The 20,297-nt window shown below is 59.8% G+C and carries 12 protein-coding genes and 2 pseudogenes; 7 read left to right on the top strand and 7 right to left on the bottom strand.

The window, feature by feature from the left end; all coding sequences use genetic code 11:
* Positions 1-99 precede the first annotated feature (99 nt).
* Together KGB18_RS05850 and KGB18_RS05855 are read left to right on the top strand one after the other, a co-directional pair.
* The gene (locus tag KGB18_RS05850; protein WP_123721553.1) at positions 100-396 is read left to right on the top strand and encodes a type II toxin-antitoxin system HigB family toxin; all 297 of its coding nucleotides are present in this window, start codon (positions 100-102) and stop codon (positions 394-396) included.
* A complete protein-coding gene (locus KGB18_RS05855) occupies positions 393-794 on the top strand; it encodes a type II toxin-antitoxin system HigA family antitoxin (protein WP_123721552.1) in 402 nt (133 codons plus the stop codon). The genes KGB18_RS05850 and KGB18_RS05855 overlap by 4 nt, the downstream gene beginning before the upstream one ends.
* 5 nt (positions 795-799) lie before the next feature.
* On the opposite strand, the gene selO is transcribed toward KGB18_RS05855, so the two are convergent.
* The 5 genes and pseudogenes from selO to KGB18_RS29955 all read right to left on the bottom strand — a co-directional run.
* On the bottom strand, positions 800-2,263 hold the full coding sequence (gene selO / locus KGB18_RS05860; RefSeq protein ID WP_123721551.1) for a protein adenylyltransferase SelO: 1,464 nt from the start codon (positions 2,261-2,263) through the stop codon (positions 800-802).
* A gap of 48 nt (positions 2,264-2,311) precedes the next feature.
* Entirely contained in the window at positions 2,312-5,662 is a 3,351-nt protein-coding gene (gene mscK / locus KGB18_RS05865; RefSeq protein WP_123721550.1) for a mechanosensitive channel MscK, read from the bottom strand.
* 34 nt (positions 5,663-5,696) lie between these two features.
* Positions 5,697-7,439 carry a potassium/proton antiporter gene (locus tag KGB18_RS05870; protein ID WP_123721549.1) on the bottom strand — a complete coding sequence of 581 codons (1,743 nt, stop codon included), beginning with the start codon at positions 7,437-7,439 and terminating at the stop codon, positions 5,697-5,699.
* A 231-nt stretch (positions 7,440-7,670) separates the two neighbouring features.
* Entirely contained in the window at positions 7,671-8,543 is an 873-nt protein-coding gene (locus tag KGB18_RS29950; RefSeq protein ID WP_390176098.1) for a methyl-accepting chemotaxis protein, read from the bottom strand.
* Positions 8,526-9,362 (bottom strand): annotated as a pseudogene (locus KGB18_RS29955) (MCP four helix bundle domain-containing protein); the annotation flags it as partial. The pseudogene KGB18_RS29955 and the gene KGB18_RS29950, both read right to left, overlap by 18 nt.
* Positions 9,363-9,571: 209 nt before the next feature.
* On the opposite strand from KGB18_RS29955, the gene KGB18_RS05880 reads away from it, so the two are divergent.
* From KGB18_RS05880 to KGB18_RS29965, 4 genes and pseudogenes are all read left to right on the top strand, one after another.
* Positions 9,572-9,802 carry a hypothetical protein gene (locus tag KGB18_RS05880; RefSeq protein WP_007903194.1) on the top strand — a complete coding sequence of 77 codons (231 nt, stop codon included), beginning with the start codon at positions 9,572-9,574 and terminating at the stop codon, positions 9,800-9,802.
* The gene (locus KGB18_RS05885; protein ID WP_048396096.1) at positions 9,799-10,101 is read left to right on the top strand and encodes a cell division protein ZapA; all 303 of its coding nucleotides are present in this window, start codon (positions 9,799-9,801) and stop codon (positions 10,099-10,101) included. Before KGB18_RS05880 ends, KGB18_RS05885 begins: the two co-directional genes overlap by 4 nt.
* Positions 10,102-10,246: 145 nt before the next feature.
* A pseudogene (locus KGB18_RS29960) lies at positions 10,247-11,284 on the top strand (cache domain-containing protein); the annotation flags it as partial.
* 135 nt (positions 11,285-11,419) lie between these two features.
* A complete protein-coding gene (locus tag KGB18_RS29965; protein ID WP_411736811.1) occupies positions 11,420-12,151 on the top strand; it encodes a methyl-accepting chemotaxis protein in 732 nt (243 codons plus the stop codon).
* Positions 12,152-12,297: 146 nt separating this feature from the next.
* On the opposite strand, the gene KGB18_RS05895 is transcribed toward KGB18_RS29965, so the two are convergent.
* Positions 12,298-14,100: an acyl-CoA dehydrogenase gene (locus KGB18_RS05895; RefSeq protein WP_223569520.1), complete on the bottom strand. Its 1,803-nt coding sequence runs from the start codon at positions 14,098-14,100 to the stop codon at positions 12,298-12,300.
* Positions 14,101-14,357: 257 nt separating this feature from the next.
* The gene (gene putA / locus KGB18_RS05900) at positions 14,358-18,311 is read right to left on the bottom strand and encodes a trifunctional transcriptional regulator/proline dehydrogenase/L-glutamate gamma-semialdehyde dehydrogenase (protein WP_223569521.1); all 3,954 of its coding nucleotides are present in this window, start codon (positions 18,309-18,311) and stop codon (positions 14,358-14,360) included.
* A gap of 461 nt (positions 18,312-18,772) precedes the next feature.
* Between putA and putP the strand changes: the two genes are divergently transcribed.
* Entirely contained in the window at positions 18,773-20,257 is a 1,485-nt protein-coding gene (gene putP / locus KGB18_RS05905; RefSeq protein ID WP_030129880.1) for a sodium/proline symporter PutP, read from the top strand.
* Positions 20,258-20,297: the final 40 nt, after the last annotated feature.

The following is a 20,297-nucleotide window of genomic DNA, read 5'->3' on the forward strand; positions in this document are numbered from 1 at the left end:
TGTACTGAGCGACACCGTTGGTCTGCTTAGAATTATCGCAACTTGCGATATTTTTTATCTGTGATTAACCTCCATAGCAGAATGCGATAAGGATGTTGCATGCATGTGTTCACCGAAAAACCAGTCCGTGAGGCCAAGGAAAAGTGGCCGCGGGCAGCCAATGCACTGGAGCAGTGGTATCGACTTGCCAAAGGGAGTAACCCAAGAGACTTCGCGGCGATGAAGTCGATTTTTCCCGCGACTGACAAAGTCGGCGAGTTTCATGTGTTCGACATCGGTGGCAACAAGTTGCGGCTGATCGCTTTCGTCAGGTATCGGTCTCAAAAGCTTTATATCAAGCATGTGCTGGATCACCGCGAATATGACCGCGGTAAATGGAAGGAGGGAAGGTCATGAGTGTTCTGATCAAAAAGGCTGCCGAGCATTGGGAGTTCGTCTCGCCATTGCTTCGAAAACCGAAAAACGAAGACGACTACGACAGGTTGGCGCAGGCACTCGATGAATTGCTTGAGATGACCGGGGATGATGAGTCGCACCCGTTGATGAGCTTGGTGGATATCATCGGTGACTGGATTGCGGAGTGGGATCGCAAGCATCACCCCATGCGCGAGGCCTCTGGTGCAGAGGTTCTCGGCTATATGATGCGCGAACACGGCCTCAGCCAGAGCGACCTGCCCGGCGTTGGCACTCAGTCGGTGGTTTCCGAGATATTGAGCGGCAAGCGTCAGCTCAACCTGCGGCAGATCCGCTGGTTAGCCGAACGCTTTGGTGTGTCAGTGGAGACGTTTATCTGACCCGCCTACGACGAACAACTGATCTCCAGATGCTTACCCCACTCCGGCGGCCGCTCGGCATAGCTCTCCATTCCAGGCTGCTCCTCGAACGGATTGCTCAATACCGCGTGCAAACGACGAACTTCTGCATAGTCGCCACTTTCCGCCGCATCGATGGCTTTCTGCGCCAGATAGTTACGCAGGATGTACAGCGGATTGACCGCATGCATTCGTTTGCGGCGCTGTTCCTGGTCAACCCCACCTTCACGAGCAACCCGGGCGATGTAGAGCTCGCCCCACGTATCGAAGCCCTTGATGTCGACGAAGTCATCGCGCAAGCGGCTGATGGCCATTTCGGGTGACTCATCCCCCAGGCGGCGGAAGAACAGGCTGTAATCGACGCCGCTGTTCTGCATCAGTTGCAGCAGGTGTTCCAGCAGTTTCTGGTCGTCATCTTCGGCAGTGGTGAGGCCGAGGCGGCGGCGCATCAGGTCCAGGTAGTGGGCCTGAAAGAGCGGCAGGTACAGGCCGAGGGTTTCGCGCAGGGCTTCGACGCTGATGAATGGCGTCAGGGCCTGGGCGAGGGCGCTGAGGTTCCACTGGCCGATCGGCACCTGGTTGCTGAAGGAGTAACGACCCTGATCATCGGAATGGTTGCAGATGAAGTGGGCGTCGAAGTCGTCGAGGAAGGCGAACGGGCCGAAGTCGAAGGTGATGCCCAGGATCGACATGTTGTCGGTGTTCATCACTCCGTGGCAGAACCCATAGGCCTGCCATTTGGCGATCAGCTCGGCGTTGCGCTCGACGATTTCGCGGAACATCGCCAGGTACGGTTCCGGTTGTTCCAGGCAGTGTGGGAAATGCATGGCCAGCACGTGGTTGCCGAGTTCTTTCTGCTGCTCGGGGCGCTTGGTGTAGTAGAAAAATTCGAAATGCCCGAAGCGCACATGGCTCGGTGCCAGGCGCAAGACCATGGCCGCGCGTTCCTGTTTCTCGCGCCAGACCGGCGTGTCGGAGCCGATCACGCACAGTGCGCGAGTGGTGGGAATGTTCAGGGCATGCAAGGCTTCGGAGGCGAGAAACTCGCGGATCGACGAACGCAGCACCGCCCGTCCATCACCCATGCGCGAGTAAGGCGTCTGGCCGGCGCCCTTGAGGTGCAGGTCCCAATGCTCGCCGGCCTCGTTGTAGACCTCGCCCAGTAACAGGCCGCGACCGTCACCCAACTGCGGGTTGTAGGAACCGAACTGATGCCCGGAATAGACCATTGCCCGAGGCTCGGCTTCGGCCCAGAGCTTGTGGCCACCGAACAGCTCGGCGAACACCGGTGTTTCGGCCGCGGCCGGGTCCAGGTCCAGCAACGCCATGGCGGCGGGGCTGGCGACCACCAAGCGTGGCGCGGCGATGGGCTCGGGCAGCACATGGGTTGAGAACGCATCGCCCAGGCGGGCGAAGCGATTGTCGAAGGTCAGTTCGTCGAGGGCTTTCAACGGCCATCTCCAGCAGAATGTCCGAGCATTCTGCTAGGGATAGAGCGGTTAGTCGAGTTCGACAGGTGGCGGCTCGTGCCGCGGTTTGCCATCGGCCAGCGGCACGATGGTTTTGGTTTCCGGCTCGACCGGCACCATCTTGTACTCCTGGCCGTGAAGGTTCTTGAGGTAGACCTCCATTTGCCGGAACGAGATGTTGATCTTCTGCTTCTTGAACTCACGATTTATGAAGCGGTTGACCTCGTCGAGCACCGGGTTACGGTCGCCGAGGTCGCGCACGTGCATGCGCAACTCGTGGTCGAGAGTGCTTTCGCCGAAGTTCAGGAAGTACACGTGAGGCTCTGGATCCTTCAGTACGCGCGGGTTGTCCCGGGCAGCCTTGAGCAGCAGCTCTTTCACCAGGTCCAGGTCCGAGCCGTAGTCGACACCGAGCTTGAGGGTCACCCGGGTGATGGTGTCGGTCAGGGACCAGTTGATCAGTTGCCCGGTGATGAACGTCTTGTTCGGGACGATGATGTCCTTGCGGTCGAAGTCGGTGATGGTCGTGGCGCGGATGCGGATCTTGCTCACCGTGCCCGACAGGTTGCCGATGGTGATGGTGTCGCCGATCCGCACCGGGCGCTCGAACAGGATCATGATGCCGGAGATGAAGTTGGCGAAAATCTCCTGCATCCCGAAACCGAGACCGACCGACAGTGCCGCCACCAGCCATTGCAACTTGTCCCAGCTCACGCCGAGCGTGGACAGGGTCGAAACGAAACCGATGCCGGCGATCACATAGGACAGCAGCGTGGTCGTGGCGTAGGCACTGCCCTGAGCCAGGTTCAGCTTCGACAGCACAAACACTTCCAGCAAACCCGGCAAGTTGCGCGCCAGTGCAAAGGTGATACCGATGATGATCAACGCGCCAAGCATGTCGCCGATGCTGATTGGCACCATGCTCATGTTGGCACCGGTGCCGCTGGTGTATTCGTAGAGGGTGATGTTGTCCAGGTATGAGAATACCGAGATCAGATCGGACCAGACCCAATACAACGCCGCGATGAAACCGCCGAGCAGGGCCAGACGGATCAGTCGCAGGGACTGCTCGTTGACCTTCTCGATGTCCAGGGTCGGCTCTTCGATCACCGCTTCGCCGTCGCCAGCCTCTTTCGCTGCCTGACGTTTGGCCAGTGCGCGTTGATAGGCCAGGCGCCGTGCCGCAACGCTGAGGCCGCGCACGAAGGTCGCCTCGATCACCAGCCAGAACATCAGCAGGTAAAGCGTGTTGATCAACCGGTCGCTGAGTTTCAGCGCGGTGTAGTAGTAGCCAAAGCACACGGCGACGAACAACGCGATTGGCAGGGCGGTGAACAGAACTCCCACGGCCTTGCGGAACAGTGAAGCGTTCTGGTGAGTCGGGCTGCTAACCAGCAGACGGCTGAGTAGCCAGGCCATCAAGGCGTAGCAGGTCAGCACAACCGGCATGCCGAGCACGTCATCGGCCAGAATCGCTGGTTGCAACTCGGCGACTGCTACTACCGCCACCAAAGCCATCACCACCAGGCCGAGTCGACGTATCCAGCCTTGAAGGAATTCGACCTGAGGTTTTTCCCAACGGAAATGCAATTCGGCGACGCCGCCCGGCGCGAGGATACGGTAGGCGGTATAGAACACCAGCCAGGCCTGGGCCATTTGCAGCAGCGCCGCGCCCATATTGGCGTTCTGCCCGCGGGCGTCGATTTGCAACGCCAGGCCGCACAAGGCCAAACCCAGGGCGACGGGCATCGCCAGCAGGATGTTGATCAGAATCGCTTGCGGTGTGTGCCACTGGCTGTCGCGTTTGAAATGGCCGATGTCCAGGTGAACTTTATTCAGGCGGGCATAGAGGTTTTTGCGGCGCCACAGCAGCGCTCCGATCAGAAAGGCCAGCGGCAGAAACAGCAGCGGCCGCTGCGTCAGGCCATCGGTCAGTTCGCTCAGGCTTGAGGCCCAAGGCAGGGTGGTGACCTGACGTTCCAGGCGTTCCGGCACGCCGCGCATCCACTCAAGATCCAGCGGTTTGTTGCTGGGAATCCAGAACATTTGCTCGTCCAGCGTAGCCCGCAGACTTTGCGCGGTGCTGAGCAGTTGCTTCTGGTTGAGTTGCAGCGTGATGGATTCGTTGAGCACCGCGCTCAGTTCGCGATTCAAACGCTCCAGCAGGTCCGCGCGGGTGGTGGCCAGTTCCAGCAGGCTCTTGCGCAGTTGCGGGGTGACTTGCTCGGGAGGTTGAGTCGCCAACAGGTTATCGACATAGGTTGTCGGGTTGCTGAGCAGTTCCCGTTGCTGGCTGACTTCGAACTGATACAGGCGAATGTCGGCGATCTGGTCGGCCAGATCGCGGTCGAGCTTGAGGCGCGGCAGGGCCTGTTTCTGTTTGTAGAGAATCTTGGAGAGCAGCAGGCTGCCCTTGAGCACGTTGATCTGTTCGTCCAGCGCCGAATCGCTCTGGGTCACGCTGTCCAGTTGCTGTTTGGTCTGCAGATTCTGTTGGGTGACTTCGTTGAGACGATCGGTGCTTTTGAGCAGGTAGTCGGAGAGCTTCAGGTTGGCCGCGCTTTCGGTAGCCAGCAGGCTGCTGCCGCCAGCCTTCTGCGCTTCGATGGACTGCTGGGTCACTGTCTCTTGCGACTGGGCCAGGCGTTTCTGGTTGATCAGGGTTTGCAGCTCCTGGATCTCCTGATCCAAGCGATCGGATTTCTCCGAGAGCAAGTCATGCTGACTGTTACCCAAATCCTGCAACAGGCTGTTGCCGGCCAGTTCCTGGCGACGCAACGGTATCAAGGCGTTCAGTGCCGCGAGTTCAGCGTTGAGCTGATCGCGTTGCTCAGGGGTCAAGGTCTTGCCGCTGTCCTTGCCAAGCTTGAGGATGTTATTGATCTGCTGGATGCGCGTCTGGCTGGCAGATATTTCGGCTTGGGCGCGCTCGGGGCGGGTCTGGGCGGTAATGATCAGGCTGTTCGCCTCGGCCAGGGCTTTTTGCAGATCGCTTTGCTGGGTGGAGCGTTCGGTCAGCAATTGCTCAAGCTGCTGAATGGTCTCTTTGGTATAGCGTTGCGCCACCGGAACCACTTTGGTGGCCTTGAGACGGGTCAGTTCGCGCTGGTTCTCAATGTTCTGCTTTGGCGCATTGGTCAGCTGCTGCTTGAGATTAACCAGCTTCTGATCGTAATCGCTCTGGTTGTTGAGTTGGGTGAGCGTGCTCTGCAAGACCGCTTGCAGGGCCTTTTGATCGGCTTCCGGCAGTTTGCGGTCGGCGATCTTGTTCAGGCTCGCCTGCACGGCTTCGCTGGACGGCGGTTCGGCGGCTTGCAGCGTGCTGATGGAAAGACTCAAGCCCAGCAGGGCCATGATGATAAAAGTGCGCAGGGTTGACATAGAGACCGATCGAAAACGAGGCGAAGAATGGAGTTTAGAGGAAGAGTCCCGGTCCGGGGCGACTTCCTTCGGGGAATCTGACGCCTACCTTACCAATCTTGTTCCCTTCCATGACAGCGACGGTCCAGAGGGTGTTGTTCCATTCCACCTGGTCACCCACTACGGGTGCACCGCCCACTTTCTGGGCAATGAAGTGGCCCAACGACATGTTCGGATCGATGCCTTCGACTTTCAACCCGTACAGGGCAGCAACCGCGCCCAGCTGGGCGTCTCCTTCAAGTACGAAGTCGCCGAAGAAGCGCAAATCCAGACCCCGTTGCGGTGCCTGACTGAAGAGTTTTCCGAGGGCCGGAAGGTTGTGTTCATGGCCGATTACGCAGAGCAAATCATCGACTTCGAGCACCGTACTACCCGACGGATGGAGCAGTTGTTGGCCACGAAACAGGGCTGCGATACGGGTACCTTCGGGCATTTTCAGCTCGCGAAGAGGGGATCCAATGCACCATTTCTCGGCACCAAGGCGGTACACGAACAGCTCCCACTCGCTGGTGACATGCACTTCCAGCGCCGATCGAGAGATCGGCAATGGCTCCGGCGGGACGGTCACTTTCAAGAGCTTGGCAACCCAGGGCAGGCTTGTGCCTTGCACCAGCAGCGAGACCAGGACGATAAAGAACGCCAGATTGAAGTAGAGCTGAGCATTGGGCAGCCCCGCCATCAGCGGGAACACCGCCAGAATGATCGGTACTGCGCCGCGCAGGCCAACCCAGGAAATGAATGCTTTTTCGCGGCCATGGAACGCCTTGAAGGGCAACAGGCCGACCAGCACCGATAGCGGACGGGCAAACAGAATCATCCACAGCGCCAGGCCCAGCGCCGGCAGGGCGATCGGCAGCAGGTCATGGGGCGTAACCAACAGCCCCAGCACCAGGAACATGCCGATCTGTGCCAGCCAGGCCATGCCGTCGAGCATGTGCAGAATGCCATGGCGACTGCGGACCGGGCGGTTGCCGATCACCAGGCCACACAGGTACACCGCCAAAAAGCCGCTGCCGTGCAGGGCGTTGGTCAGGGCAAACACCACTAGACCGCCAGCGATGACCAGAATCGGATAAAGGCCGGTGGCCAGGTGGATACGGTTGACCAGTTGCAGCATGAGCCAGCCACCGCCGAGGCCGATCACACCGCCGATGCCGAACTCGCGCATCAAATGCAGGAGCAGATTCCAGTGCAGCCCGGTTTCGCCACTGGCGAGCATGTCGATCAGGGTCACGGTGAGGAACACCGCCATCGGATCGTTGCTGCCGGATTCGATCTCCAGGCTCGCGCTCACCCGTTCGTTCAGGCCCTTGCCGCCCAGCAGCGAGAACACGGCCGCGGCGTCGGTGGAGCCGACGATGGCGCCGATCAGCAGGCCCTGAATCAGATTGAGGTCAAACAACCACGCTGCTGCCATTCCGGTCAGGCCGGTGGTGATCAATACGCCCACCGTGGCCAGCGACAGCGCCGGCCATAACGCCACGCGGAAACTCGCCACCCGGGTGCGCAAGCCGCCGTCGAGCAGGATTACCGCCAGAGCGAGGTTGCCGACCAGATAAGCCGTTGGGTAGTTATCGAAAATAATGCCGGCACCGTCGACACCAGCCGCCATGCCCACCGCGAGGATGATCACCAGAATCGGGATACCGAGACGCGATGAAAGTGAGCTCACCAGAATGCTCGCACCTACCAGCAACGCGCCGATCAAGAACAGGCTGTTGATGGTCGTCGCATTCAAAGGCAGTACTCCAGAAAGCTAAAGGCGGGCACAAACTGACCATGCAGTCTGCGTGCCAGCGATTCTAACCTGTTGAAATGTGATGCTGTCAAAAAGCTTTTAACGTGAGTCGGCTGATCGTTCCCACGCTCTGCGTGGGAATGCAGCCCGGGACGCTCTGCGTCCCAAGAGCGGACGCGGAGCGTCCATAGAGGCGTTCCCACGCGGAGCGTGGGAACGATCAGTCGCAGGTTACAGGCTAAACCGCCCAACCATGTTGTTCAGGTCCAGCGCCAGGCGCGACAGCTCGTTGCTGGCAGCGCTTGTCTGGTTGGCACCGGTAGCCGATTGCACCGACAGGTCACGAATGTTCACCAGATTGCGGTCCACTTCACGGGCCACTTGCGCCTGTTCTTCGGCCGCGCTGGCGATCACCAGGTTGCGTTCGTTGATTTCGACGATGGCGCTATTAATAGTGTCCAGCGACATGCCTGCACCGCGAGCGATATTCAAGGTCGACTCGGCGCGCTCGGTGCTGTTGCGCATCGAATCCACCGCGTGTTCGGTGCCGCTCTGGATGCTGCCGATCATCCGCTCGATTTCGCTGGTCGACTGCTGGGTGCGATGGGCCAGGGCGCGCACTTCGTCGGCGACCACTGCGAAACCACGACCGGCTTCACCGGCACGAGCTGCTTCGATGGCGGCGTTCAACGCCAACAAGTTCGTCTGATCAGCCAGGCCGCGAATCACGTCCAGCACTTTGCCGATGTCTCGCGACTCGTTGGCCAGATCGCCGATCAAGGTGGCGGTGCTCTGTACGTCGGCACTCATGCGCTCGATGGCACTGACGGTTTCCTGCACCAGATCACGACCATCGCCCGCCGAAGTGGTGGCGTTTTTCGAAGCTTCGGAGGTGCTCACGGCGTTGCGGGCGACTTCCTCCACGGCGCTGGTCATTTCATTGACCGCGGTGGCAGCCTGTTCGATTTCGTTGTTCTGTTGAGTCAGGCCGCGAGCGCTTTCGTCGGTGACGCTGTTGAGCTCTTCCGCGGCGGAGGCCAGTTGCGTGGCCGAACCGGAAATCCGTTGCAGGGTGTCGCGCAGTTTGTCCTGCATCTTCGCCATCGCGGCCAACAGGCGACCGGCTTCGTCTTCACCATCGACCATGATCGGACGCGTCAGGTTGCCTTCGGCAATTTCTTCGGCAGCGCTCAGGGCGTTGGCGATGGGTTTGGTGATGCTATTGGTCAGCAGCCAGGCGAACAGCAGGGTCAGGCCTGTGGCGATCACCAGCAGGGTCACTACCAGGCTGAAGGCTGATGAGTACTCCTCGGCAGCTTGCTGGTTGGTGTCGAGGGTCTGCTGAGTGTTGATCTCCAGCAAACGGTTGAGCACGGTGTTGATGGCTTCAGAGTTGTTCAGCAAATCGGTGTTGACCAATGTGCGCAGTTCGTCGACCTGATTGTTGCGCGACAGGCTCTTCATTCGGTCCTCGATCTGGCGATATTGCCCCAGCAGCTGCACATACTGATCATAGGCCGCACGTTCCTGTGGGCTGGCAATCAGTTTTTCGTAGACGGCTTGAGCCGCTCGGATCTGCTGGTTACGGGTTTCCAGCAGGTCCATGGTTTTCTGCTGGACGTCCGGCTCGCGGTTCACCAACAGACGGTAAGACAGGACACGCAGGCGCAGGGTTAGCTGAGTGAACTCGTCGAGGCTTTTAATGCTCGGTACGCTGTTCGAGGTGATTTCCTCGGCGGCGCCCCGAATCTTGCTCATCTGGTTCAGCGCGAACACCCCCAGAACCAGCATCAAGCTGCCTATCAAGGCAAAACCGAGGAAGGCCCGCGGTGCGATATTCATATTTCGTAAGGACATGGTTTTCACCGAAAAAAGCACATCTGTGCGGGGCTGAGACTGTTGCATGCATGACTTATCGGTCATGCGACTAAAGTCTTGAGGCGCTGCGCGCTTTTGTCGCAGAAGGGCCGCGGCGACGAAGTGCAGGAACCAGAACCGCCAATCACAGTCTTTAAAACTCGCGAGGAAGGTCGCCCGCCAGGAAAATCAAGGCCTTGCGCCTGCATAACCCTGGCATCTGTGGTGACTTTTCTTTATCGTACGCGCCCTTTGAAAATGCCCGGAAAATCAAAATGTTGGAAGCATCCCTAAGCCAATTGGAACAACTGGTCAGCGACCTGGTACAGCAGAACCAGACCCTGCTCGGCACCAATCAATCCCTGAGTGCAGAACTGGCCCAGGTCAAGGATGAAAACGAAAGCCTGCAACTGAGCTTGATGGAACAGGAAGAGAAGCAAGGCGCCACCGCGGCACGCATTCAGGCCTTGGTTGAGCGCGTCAGCGCCGGCCCTGTCAGCGCATGAGTTACGGCGCCGCAGGGGTAAAAGTCGTCTCGATTCTGGGGGAGGACTATTCGATCAAGGCGCCGGCCGGGGAAGAGCAGACCCTGCTGGACGCCGCATTAATGTTGAAGGCCGCCTTGGCCGAGACTAAAAAGAAATACCCGACGCTGATCGGTGACCGCTTGCTGGTGCTGGCGGCGATGAATCTGTGCTCGCAGCAGATCGAAATGCAAAAGCGTCATCAGGAGGAACTCAACCGTTACCAAGAGCAAGTCAGCGCCACGGTTGAAGTGATCGCCAAGACAATCAATCAAGCCTGATCAGCTTTGCGCACAACCAAAGAATAAATTGTCGCTTGCGTTGTATACAATCGGCATGGCTGTTGCAGTGTTTCAGCCTCTTATTCTTTGGGGGTGCTCCATGCATTTCTGGCGACGCAGTATTCAATGGCAGTTGATCCTGAGCATGGGCACCGCCCTGCTGGTCAGTATTCTGATCGTGGTTGGCGTTTATACCCTCGTGGTCAACCGCCTCGCCCAGCGCTATCTGGTCGAACAAGCGCTGCCGTCGAGCATCGAGGCGATGCGCAACGACATCGAACGAATCCTCGTTCAACCCCTCACCGCCGCCAAGGACATCGCCAGTAACAGCATGGTGCGCGACTGGTTGGCCGGGGGTGAGAACAATGCCCAGACCGCCACATTCGTGAAGTATCTGGAAGGCATCCGCGCCGAGCACAAAGCCTTTACCGCGCTGATTATCGGGGCCGCTTCAAGCCATTACATCACTGAAAAAGGCCTGGACCGAACGCTCAGCCGTTCCAATCCCAATGACGCCTGGTTCTATTCTTTCCTGGACAGCAACCAGCCGCGCACCCTCAATATCGACAATGACACCGCCACTGGTGAGTTGGCGCTGTTTATCGACCTCAAGGTCGAGCAGGCCGGCAAAGTCGTGGGCGTCGCCGGGCTGGGCCTGAGCATGAAAGAGCTGTCGGAGTTGATCCAGAATTTCAACTTCGGTGAGCGCGGCAAGGTCTATCTCGTGCGCTCCGACGGTTTGATCCAGATTCACCCCGAGACGCAGTTCAGCGGCAAACGCACGCTGGTCGAGCAAATCGGCGCCCCGGCGGCGCAAGCGGTCATGGGGCAGCTCTCTACCTCCACCGCGTCCGCCACCAGCAGTTTTGTCCGCGATGGCGAAGATTTTCTGGCATTGAGCCTGCCGCTGCGTGATTTGGGCTGGACCTTGGTGGCCGAAGTGCCGCAGTCGCAGATCTACGCCGAAGCCCGGCGCGCGATGTGGATGAGCAGCGGCATCGGTCTGGCGGTGGCGCTGATTTGCCTATTGCTGGTGGTGTTGCTGGCCCGTGGATTGGTGCGACCGATTCGTCAGGTAACAGCGGCGCTGGTAGCCATCGGTAGCGGTGGTGGAGATTTGACCCACAGGTTAGATTCCAGCCGCGCCGATGAACTGGGTGACCTCGCTCGCGGCTTCAATCGGTTCCTGGAAAGTCAGCGCGACATGATCGGCGAAGTCCTGGCCACCAGTGAGCGTTTGCGCACGGCGGTCGGCCAAGTGGCACGGGTGGTGGACAACACGGCCGAACGCTCGGGCCGTCAGCAGGAAATGACCGACATGGTCGCCACCGCTGTCCACGAGATGGGCCTGACCGTGCAGGAAATCGCTCAAAACGCCGGCAACGCGGCCGTCGCTTCGCAAACCGCGCGGGATGAAGCGCTGCAGGCGCGAGAAGTGGTGGGCGGATCGATCCGGCATATCGAAAGCATGTCCGACGAGATCGGCATCGCTGCCGGTGCGGTGGGCGAGTTGGCCCACCAAGTGGCGTCCATCGATCAGGTGTTGGCGGTGATTCGCGGGATTTCCGAGCAGACCAATTTGCTGGCGCTCAACGCGGCTATCGAAGCGGCGCGGGCTGGGGATATGGGCCGCGGGTTTGCGGTGGTGGCCGATGAAGTGCGGACCCTGGCGCGGCGGACTCAGTCGTCTACCGACGAGATCCAGCAGATGATCGGCAGCCTCAAGCAGGGCGCGGAGAATGCGGTGTCTTCCATGCACGCCGGGCAAGCGGCGACCGGCACCGGTGTTGAGTCGAGTCAGCGCACCGGGGCGTCGTTGACGGCGATTACCGGGCAGGTCGAGCGCATCAGCGACATGAACCATCAGGTGGCCACGGCGACGGAAGAGCAGTCGGCGGTGACGGAAGAGATCAACCGCAACGTGCAGGGGATTTCTGATTTGGCGCGGGCTACGGCGGGGGAAGTCAGGGCTTGTCGGGAAGACTGTCAGACGTTGCAGCGCTTGGCGGATGATCTGGCGCGGCAGATGGGTGGGTTTCGGTTGAGCTGATAAATGTATTGCCTGTACTGACGCCATCGCGGGCAAGCCCGCTCCCACAGGATTTGGGTGTTGAACACATTATCTGTGAACAACAGAGATCCCTGTGGGAGCGGGCTTGCCCGCGATTGGATGCCAGTTTCGCCACAAAGCTTCGGTCAGAACCATTCATCCCGCATCGCCAGGCACACATCATCCCGCGCCTCAAGAATCGCCAGCTCATGGTGACAACCCGGCACTTCCCACGTCAGGAAATACCGCGCCGCCTGCAGCTTGCCTTTATAAAAGCTCTCATCCGCCGCATTCCCCTTGGCCAATCCTTCCTCGGCGCGAATCGCCTGTTCCAGCCAACGCCAACCAATCACCATATGCCCGAACACTTTCAGATACAGCGCCGAGTTCGCCAGGCTGCTGTTGACCTTGCCCTGAGCCAGATCGGTCAGCAGGCCGATGGTCACGGTTTGCAGGCGTGCCACCAGTTTCTCCAGCGATTCACGCAGCGGCGTCAGTGATTCATACGCCTGCGCTCGCTCGGCGGTGTTGGCGATCAGGCGGATCAGTTGCTTGAGCCCCGCGCCCCCGTTCTGGGCCAGCTTGCGCCCCAGCAAGTCCAGCGACTGAATGCCGTGAGTACCTTCATGAATCGGGTTCAGGCGGTTGTCGCGGTAGTACTGCTCCACCGGGTACTCACGGGTATAACCGTGGCCACCGAGAATCTGGATCGCCAGTTCATTGGCCTTCAGGCAAAACTCCGACGGCCAGGATTTGACGATCGGCGTCAGTAAATCCAGCAGCTCATGGGCCTGTTTGCGCTCGGCTTCGTTCTCAAGGGTCGTGGTGTCGTCGAACAGCCGCGCCGCGTACAACCCGAGGTCGAACGCGCCTTCGACGTAGGCTTTCTGGGTCAGCAGCATGCGTCTGACGTCGGCATGCTGAATGATCGCCACCGGTGCGGTGGTCGGATCCTTGCTATCCGGCACTCGACCTTGCGGACGTTCGCGGGCGTATTCCAGTGAGTACAGATAACCGGCGTAACCCAGCATCACCGCGCCCATGCCGACGCCGATCCGCGCCTCGTTCATCATCTGGAACATGTAGCTCAAACCGTGGTGCGGCTTGCCCACCAGATAGCCGACACACTCGCCGTTGTCGCCGAAATTCAGCGCGGTGGACGTAGTGCCGCGCCAGCCCATCTTGTGGAACAACCCGGCCAGCAATACGTCGTTGCGCTTGCCGAGACTGCCGTCATCGTTGACCAGAAACTTGGGCACGATAAACAGCGAAATGCCCTTCACCCCGGCCGGTGCGTCCGGCAGTTTGGCCAGCACCATGTGCACGATGTTTTCCGACAGCGGGTGATCGCCGCCAGAGATGAAGATCTTGTTGCCCTTGAGTCGATAGGTGCCGTCGGACGCGGGTTCGGCGCGTGTACGAATATCCGACAACGACGAGCCGGCATGCGGCTCGGTCAGGGCCATGGTGCCGAAGAAACGGCCGTCGATCATCGGTTGCAGGAAGCGCTGCTTTTGTTCATCGGAGCCGAAGCTTTCGATCAGGTTCGCCGCGCCCATGGTCAGGAACGGGTAAGAGGTCGACGCCGCGTTGGCCGACTGAAAGTGCGCAAAGCAGGCCTGGGACAGCAGCGTAGGAAGTTGCATGCCGCCGGCATCGAAACTGCGCGCGGCATTGAGGAAACCGGCTTCAAGGAAGGCATCCACCGCCGGTTTCACTTCCGGAATCAGAATCGCCTGACCGTCCTCATAGCGCGGTTCGTTCTCGTCGCCCTTGCGGTTGTGCGGGGCAAAGAACTTCTCGGCAATGCTGCGGGCCGTGCCAATGGCCGCGTCGAACGTCTCGCGGTTGTGCTCGGCAAACCGCTCACGCTGGGTCAGGCCCTCGGCATCAAGGACTTCATACAGCTCGAAAGCCAGATTACGGGAACTGAGCAACGTCTCGGACATGGCGGCCTACCTTTTTTTGGAATGGACCGAGTCTAGGCGGGAGGAGGGTGGGCTGAAAGGATGATTGATGAGCGTGATGGTGGAGCAGAGCGGCGGCTTAGCAGGCGATACAAGCAACTGTGGGAGCGGGCTTGCCCGCGATGGCGTCAGACCAGTCAATATCATCAGTGACTGATACATCGCTATCGCGGGCAAGCCCGCTCCCACAGGTATTGTGTAACCAGGCACCCATTGCAGGTGCCCGGTCTTATTGCGGTTTAGCCGATCGTCATCAAACTGGCATTACCCCCCGCCGCAGCGGTGTTAACGCTCAATGCACGCTCGATCACCAGACGCTCCAACGCAATGTTGGTCTCGCCTTGCGACAAACCATGAACCCCAACAATCGCACCGCCACGCTTGGCCACTTGCTGGCAGACCGCACGCAACTGGTCGGAATGGCCATGATGCAGAACCGCATCAATCACCACTTCGTCCTTGGTCCAGTCGGTAACCCGCTTGATCCGCGCCTGGATTTCTTTCGGCAGGCGTGCGAACAGGGCCTTGGCCGGTTCAGCGTCCGGCCATATCGCCGAGCCGCCCACGGCTAATACCGCAGCCAGTTGGGTCAGCAAATCGCCTTCGACTTCCGCCAGGCACAGCACGTGTTCGCGCGGCAGGATGGCGTAGCTGTTGCGCTCACCGGTCGGGCCCGCCAGAACACGGGTGATCCCGCTTTGCGATTGCGCCGCGAACTGTACGCACAAGGTGCTCAAGTCTGCGAACTTATTGCTGTCAGCCCAGGCTTTCAGCGCGGTCAGCGGTTTGCTCATGGCATCACGCAGGCGGACGTCCGGTGCAGCGATAGCGTCGCCGCGGGCGAAGGATTGTTCGATCGCATCGATAGGACGTGTCGACAGCAAGCGGTACAGGTACAGCGGACCACCGGCTTTCGGGCCAGTGCCTGACAGGCCTTCGCCGCCGAACGGCTGCACGCCGACCACGGCACCGACGATGTTGCGGTTGACGTAGACGTTACCGGCGTTGACGTTGTCGATCACCTTGGCGATGGTCTCGTCGATGCGAGTGTGTACGCCCAGGGTCAGGCCGTAGCCGGAAGCGTTGATCTGGCCGATCAGTTGATCGATCTCTTTGCGCTTGTAGCGAACCACGTGCAGAACCGGGCCGAAGATCTCCCGTTGCAGTTCGTCGAAGCTTTCCAGTTCGATCAGGGTCGGCATCACGAAGGTGCCGCGTTTGACTTCTTCGCTGTTGGCGATGGCCACCTGGTACACGTTGCGACCTTTGTCGCGCATGGCCTGGATGTGCTTCTCGATCCCCGCCTTGGCTTCGGCGTCGATCACCGGGCCGATGTCCACGGACAGGCGCTCTGGATTACCGAGACGGCATTCAGCCATGGCGCCCTTGAGCATTTCGATGACACGGTCAGCGGAATCTTCCTGCAGGCACAGTACCCGCAGCGCCGAGCAACGCTGGCCAGCACTGTCAAATGCCGACGACACCACGTCGATCACAACCTGTTCGGTCAGCGCCGAGGAGTCGACGATCATCGCGTTCTGGCCGCCAGTTTCAGCGATCAGCGGAATCGGACGGCCCTGAGCATCCAGACGACCGGCGACGTTGCGTTGCAGCAAACGAGCGACTTCGGTGGAGCCGGTGAACATCACGCCTTTGACGCGATCGTCGCCGACCAGACGGGCGCCGACAGTTTCGCCACGGCCCGGCAGCAGTTGCAGCACGCCTTCCGGAATCCCGGCTTCGAGCAGCAAACGCACGGCTTGAGCGGCCACCAGCGGGGTTTGTTCCGCAGGTTTGGCCAGTACCGGGTTACCGGCGGCCAGAGCAGCAGCGACCTGACCACTGAAGATGGCCAGCGGGAAGTTCCACGGACTGATGCAGACCACCGGACCCAACGGGCGGTGGGCATCGTTGGTGAAATCGTTGCGAGCCTGCACCGCGTAATAACGCAGGAAGTCCACGGCTTCACGCACTTCGGCGATGGCGTTGGCGAAGGTCTTGCCGGCTTCGCGAGCCAGCAGGCCCATCAGCGGCTGGATCTCGCCTTCCATCAAATCGGCGGCACGTTCCAGAATCGCGGCGCGTTCGGCCGGCGGAGTGGCCTGCCAGATCGGTGCAGCTTTCAGGGCGCACTGGATCGCGTTATCGACGTCTTCGACGGTGGCTTCCTGCACATGGCCAACCACGTCACGCAGATCGGACGGGTTCAGGACTGGCGCAGGGGTTTCAGTGCTGGACGCGCAACCGAGCATCGGCGCCGCTTTCCAGTTGTTGTGAGCAGTGGCCAGCAGGGCGCACGACAGGGAAGCCAGACGATGTTCGTTGGCCATGTCGATGCCGCTGGAGTTGGCGCGCTCGGCACCATAAAGATCACGCGGCAACGGGATACGCGGGTGCGGCAGGCCGAAGCCGCCTTCCAGCGTAGCCATCTGCTCGATGCTGGCCACTGGATCGGCCACCAGTTCCTGAATCGAAATAGACTGGTCGGCGATGCGGTTGACGAACGAAGTGTTCGCGCCGTTTTCCAGCAGACGACGCACCAGGTACGCCAACAATGTTTCGTGCGTGCCAACCGGTGCGTACACGCGGCACGGACGGTTCAGCTTGCCTTCGGAAACTTTACCTACAACCTGTTCGTACAGCGGTTCACCCATGCCGTGCAGGCACTGGAACTCGTACTGACCGGGGTAATAGTTCTGACCGGCGATGTGGTAGATGGCCGACAGGGTGTGGGCGTTGTGCGTGGCGAACTGCGGATAAATGACTTCCGGCACCGACAGCAGTTTGCGTGCGCAGGCGATGTAGGACACGTCGGTGTACACCTTGCGGGTGTAGACCGGATAGCCTTCCAGGCCTTCGACCTGGGCGCGCTTGATTTCGCTGTCCCAGTACGCGCCTTTCACCAGGCGAATCATCAGGCGATGACGGCTGCGGCGAGCCAGGTCGATCACGTAGTCGATCACATACGGGCAACGCTTCTGGTACGCCTGGATCACGAAACCGATGCCGTTCCAGCCGGTCAGTTGCGGCTCGAAGCACAGGCGCTCCAGCAGATCCAGCGACAGCTCGAGGCGGTCGGCTTCTTCGGCGTCGATATTCAGGCCGATGTCGTATTGCTTGGCCAACAGGGTCAGCGACAGCAGGCGCGGGTACAGCTCTTCCATCACGCGCTCGTACTGGGCGCGGCTGTAACGCGGGTGCAATGCGGACAGCTTGATCGAAATGCCCGGGCCTTCATAAATCCCACGACCGTGAGAGGCTTTGCCGATCGAGTGGATGGCTTGTTCGTACGAGGCCAGGTACTTCTGGGCGTCGTACTCGGTGAGTGCAGCTTCACCCAGCATGTCGTAGGAATAGCGGAAGCCTTTGGCTTCGAACTTGCTGGCGTTGGCCAGGGCTTCGGCGATGGTTTCGCCGGTGACGAACTGCTCGCCCATCAGGCGCATGGCCATGTCGACGCCCTTGCGGATCATCGGCTCGCCGCTCTTGCCGATGATGCGGCTCAGGGACGATGTCAGGCCAGCTTCGTTGTGGGTGGCGACCAGTTTGCCGGTCAGCAGCAAGCCCCACGTGGCGGCGTTGACGAACAGCGACGGGCTGTTGCCCAGGTGCGGATGCCAGTTGCCGGTGCTGATCTTGTCGCGGATCAGGGCGTCACGGGTGCCTTTGTCCGGGATGCGCAGCAGCGCTTCGGCCAGGCACATCAGCGCTACGCCTTCCTGGGACGACAGGGAAAATTCCTGCAACAGGCCCTGAACAATCCCGGCACGGCCGCCGGCGCTTTTCTGATTGCGCAGTTTCTCGGCAATCGAGGCAGCGAGCTTGTTGGTGGCTTCGGCCATCGCGGCCGGCAGGCGCGCCTGCTCGATCAGCATCGGCACCACTTCAGGTTCCGGGCGACGGTAGGCGGCAGTGATAGAAGCGCGCAGCACCGATTGCGGCAGGATGCTTTCAGCGAATTCCAGGAAGCACTGATGCGCGTGATCAACGTGGATCTCGCCCGCTTCGTCAACTTCCTTGCCGTTCAAACCGTTCAGCTCGGACAGGGTTGCACCACCCTCGAGTTTTTCCAGGTAATTGAAAATTGCCTGCTTGATCAACCAGTGCGGCGTGCGATCAATCGAGGTCGCGGCGGCCTTGAGGCGTTCGCGGGTCGGGTCGTCAAGTTTGACCCCAAGAGTGGTGGTAGCCATATTTTTATCCTCATGTTTGCCACGACCGCGTGGCATCAGCTGGCGGCAAGATTAGCTGTGCGTCGGTCGAGGTGCAACCGGGTGCAACCCTTTTTTTGTCGGAATAATAAGCAGCTCGTCAGGAAACTGATTCTGGTACATCTCTCCCGCGCCTGCTTGGTGCTTTTACTTCTAGCGCAACCTGGAAAACGCCCTAAAAAGGAGCAAAAACCGACCCTTTTCAGGAAAATCCGACTAGGTGCAACTTATTCGTACGAAACTGGTTGCACCCTATTTGCTTTGTTGAATAGCATTCGCGGCCAAGGTGCAACCGGTCAAAAAGATCGGTGTGCCGGCTGATGGCTTTCCTGGGGAAACATCAGTCATAAATGCGCGGGATCCGGAATCGTCTGTCAAACGTCGTCGTTTGCGAGCGGTTCACCAGCCGCCGTTACATAAAAACAATGCCAGGGCGTAACTCAATGAGCGTAAGCAATCCAACCCTGATCACGTTCGTGATCTACATCGCAGCAATGGTGCTGATCGGCTTCATGGCCTATCGCTCCACCAACAACCTTTCTGACTACATTCTGGGCGGTCGTAGCCTGGGCAGCGTCGTGACTGCACTCTCCGCTGGTGCTTCCGACATGAGCGGCTGGTTGTTGATGGGCCTGCCAGGCGCTATCTACATGTCCGGTCTTTCCGAAAGCTGGATCGCCATCGGCCTGATCATCGGTGCTTACCTGAACTGGCTGTTCGTCGCCGGCCGTCTGCGCGTGCAGACCGAGCACAACGGCGATGCACTGACCCTGCCGGATTACTTCTCCAGCCGTTTTGAAGACAAAAGCGGCCTGCTGCGGATTATCTCCGCGGTCGTGATCCTGGTGTTCTTCACCATCTACTGCGCTTCCGGCATCGTGGCCGGCGCCCGTCTGTTCGAAAGCACCTTCGGCATGTCCTACGAGACAGCGCTGTGGGCCGGTGCTGCGGCGACGATTGCCTACACCTTCGTCGGTGGTTTCCTGGCAGTGAGCTGGACTGACACCGTACAAGCCACGCTGATGATCTTCGCCCTGTTGCTGACGCCGATCATCGTGCTGCTGGCCACCGGCGGCGTCGACACCACGTTCCTGGCCATCGAAGCGCAAGATGCCAGCAACTTCGATATGCTGAAAAACACCACCTTCATCGGCATCATCTCGCTGATGGGCTGGGGCCTGGGCTACTTCGGCCAGCCGCACATCCTGGCGCGTTTCATGGCGGCGGATTCGGTCAAGTCGATTGCCAAAGCGCGTCGCATCTCCATGGCCTGGATGATCCTGTGCCTGGGCGGCACCGTCGCTGTAGGTTTCTTCGGTATCGCTTACTTCTCGGCGCACCCTGAACTGGCCGGTCCTGTGACCGAAAACCACGAACGTGTGTTTATCGAACTGGCGAAGATCCTGTTCAACCCATGGGTTGCTGGTGTGCTGCTGTCGGCCATCCTGGCTGCCGTTATGAGTACGCTGAGCTGCCAACTGCTGGTGTGCTCGAGCGCCCTGACCGAAGACTTCTATAAAACCTTCCTGCGTAAAACCGCTTCCCAGATGGAACTGGTCTGGGTCGGCCGTGCCATGGTGCTGCTGGTTGCCTTGATCGCCATCGCTCTGGCGGCTAACCCGGAAAACCGTGTGTTGGGTCTGGTCAGCTACGCTTGGGCTGGTTTCGGTGCCGCTTTCGGTCCAGTCGTCCTGATCTCCGTGATCTGGAAAGACATGACCCGCAACGGCGCACTGGCCGGCATCCTGGTTGGCGCGATCACCGTGATCGTCTGGAAACACTTCGAACTGCTGGGCCTGTACGAAATCATCCCTGGTTTCATCTTCGCCAGCCTGGCGATCTACTTCGTCAGCAAAATGGGCGCACCGACCGCCGGCATGCTTCAGCGCTTTGCCGCGGCCGAGAAGGATTTCCGCCTGAACCAGTGATGGGGATGAGCTGATGCTCTGATCTTCCGCTGAACATGAA

Source organism: Pseudomonas sp. BF-R-26 (genome assembly GCF_019947395.1).
GTDB lineage: Bacteria > Pseudomonadota > Gammaproteobacteria > Pseudomonadales > Pseudomonadaceae > Aquipseudomonas > Aquipseudomonas farris.

Excerpts from the sequence above, each read along its gene's own strand:
- KGB18_RS05855 (WP_123721552.1), top strand. The coding sequence starts at position 393 with ATGAGTGTTCTGATCAAAAAGGCTGCCGAGCATTGGGAGTTCGTCTCG.
- mscK (WP_123721550.1), bottom strand. The coding sequence starts at position 5,662 with ATGTCAACCCTGCGCACTTTTATCATCATGGCCCTGCTGGGCTTGAGT.
- KGB18_RS29965 (WP_411736811.1), top strand. The coding sequence starts at position 11,420 with ATGGTCGCCACCGCTGTCCACGAGATGGGCCTGACCGTGCAGGAAATC.
- putA (WP_223569521.1), bottom strand. The coding sequence starts at position 18,311 with ATGGCTACCACCACTCTTGGGGTCAAACTTGACGACCCGACCCGCGAA.
- KGB18_RS05895 (WP_223569520.1), bottom strand. The coding sequence starts at position 14,100 with ATGTCCGAGACGTTGCTCAGTTCCCGTAATCTGGCTTTCGAGCTGTAT.
- KGB18_RS29950 (WP_390176098.1), bottom strand. The coding sequence starts at position 8,543 with ATGGCGAAGATGCAGGACAAACTGCGCGACACCCTGCAACGGATTTCC.
- putP (WP_030129880.1), top strand. The coding sequence starts at position 18,773 with ATGAGCGTAAGCAATCCAACCCTGATCACGTTCGTGATCTACATCGCA.
- KGB18_RS05885 (WP_048396096.1), top strand. The coding sequence starts at position 9,799 with ATGAGTTACGGCGCCGCAGGGGTAAAAGTCGTCTCGATTCTGGGGGAG.
- KGB18_RS05850 (WP_123721553.1), top strand. The coding sequence starts at position 100 with ATGCATGTGTTCACCGAAAAACCAGTCCGTGAGGCCAAGGAAAAGTGG.
- KGB18_RS05880 (WP_007903194.1), top strand. The coding sequence starts at position 9,572 with ATGTTGGAAGCATCCCTAAGCCAATTGGAACAACTGGTCAGCGACCTG.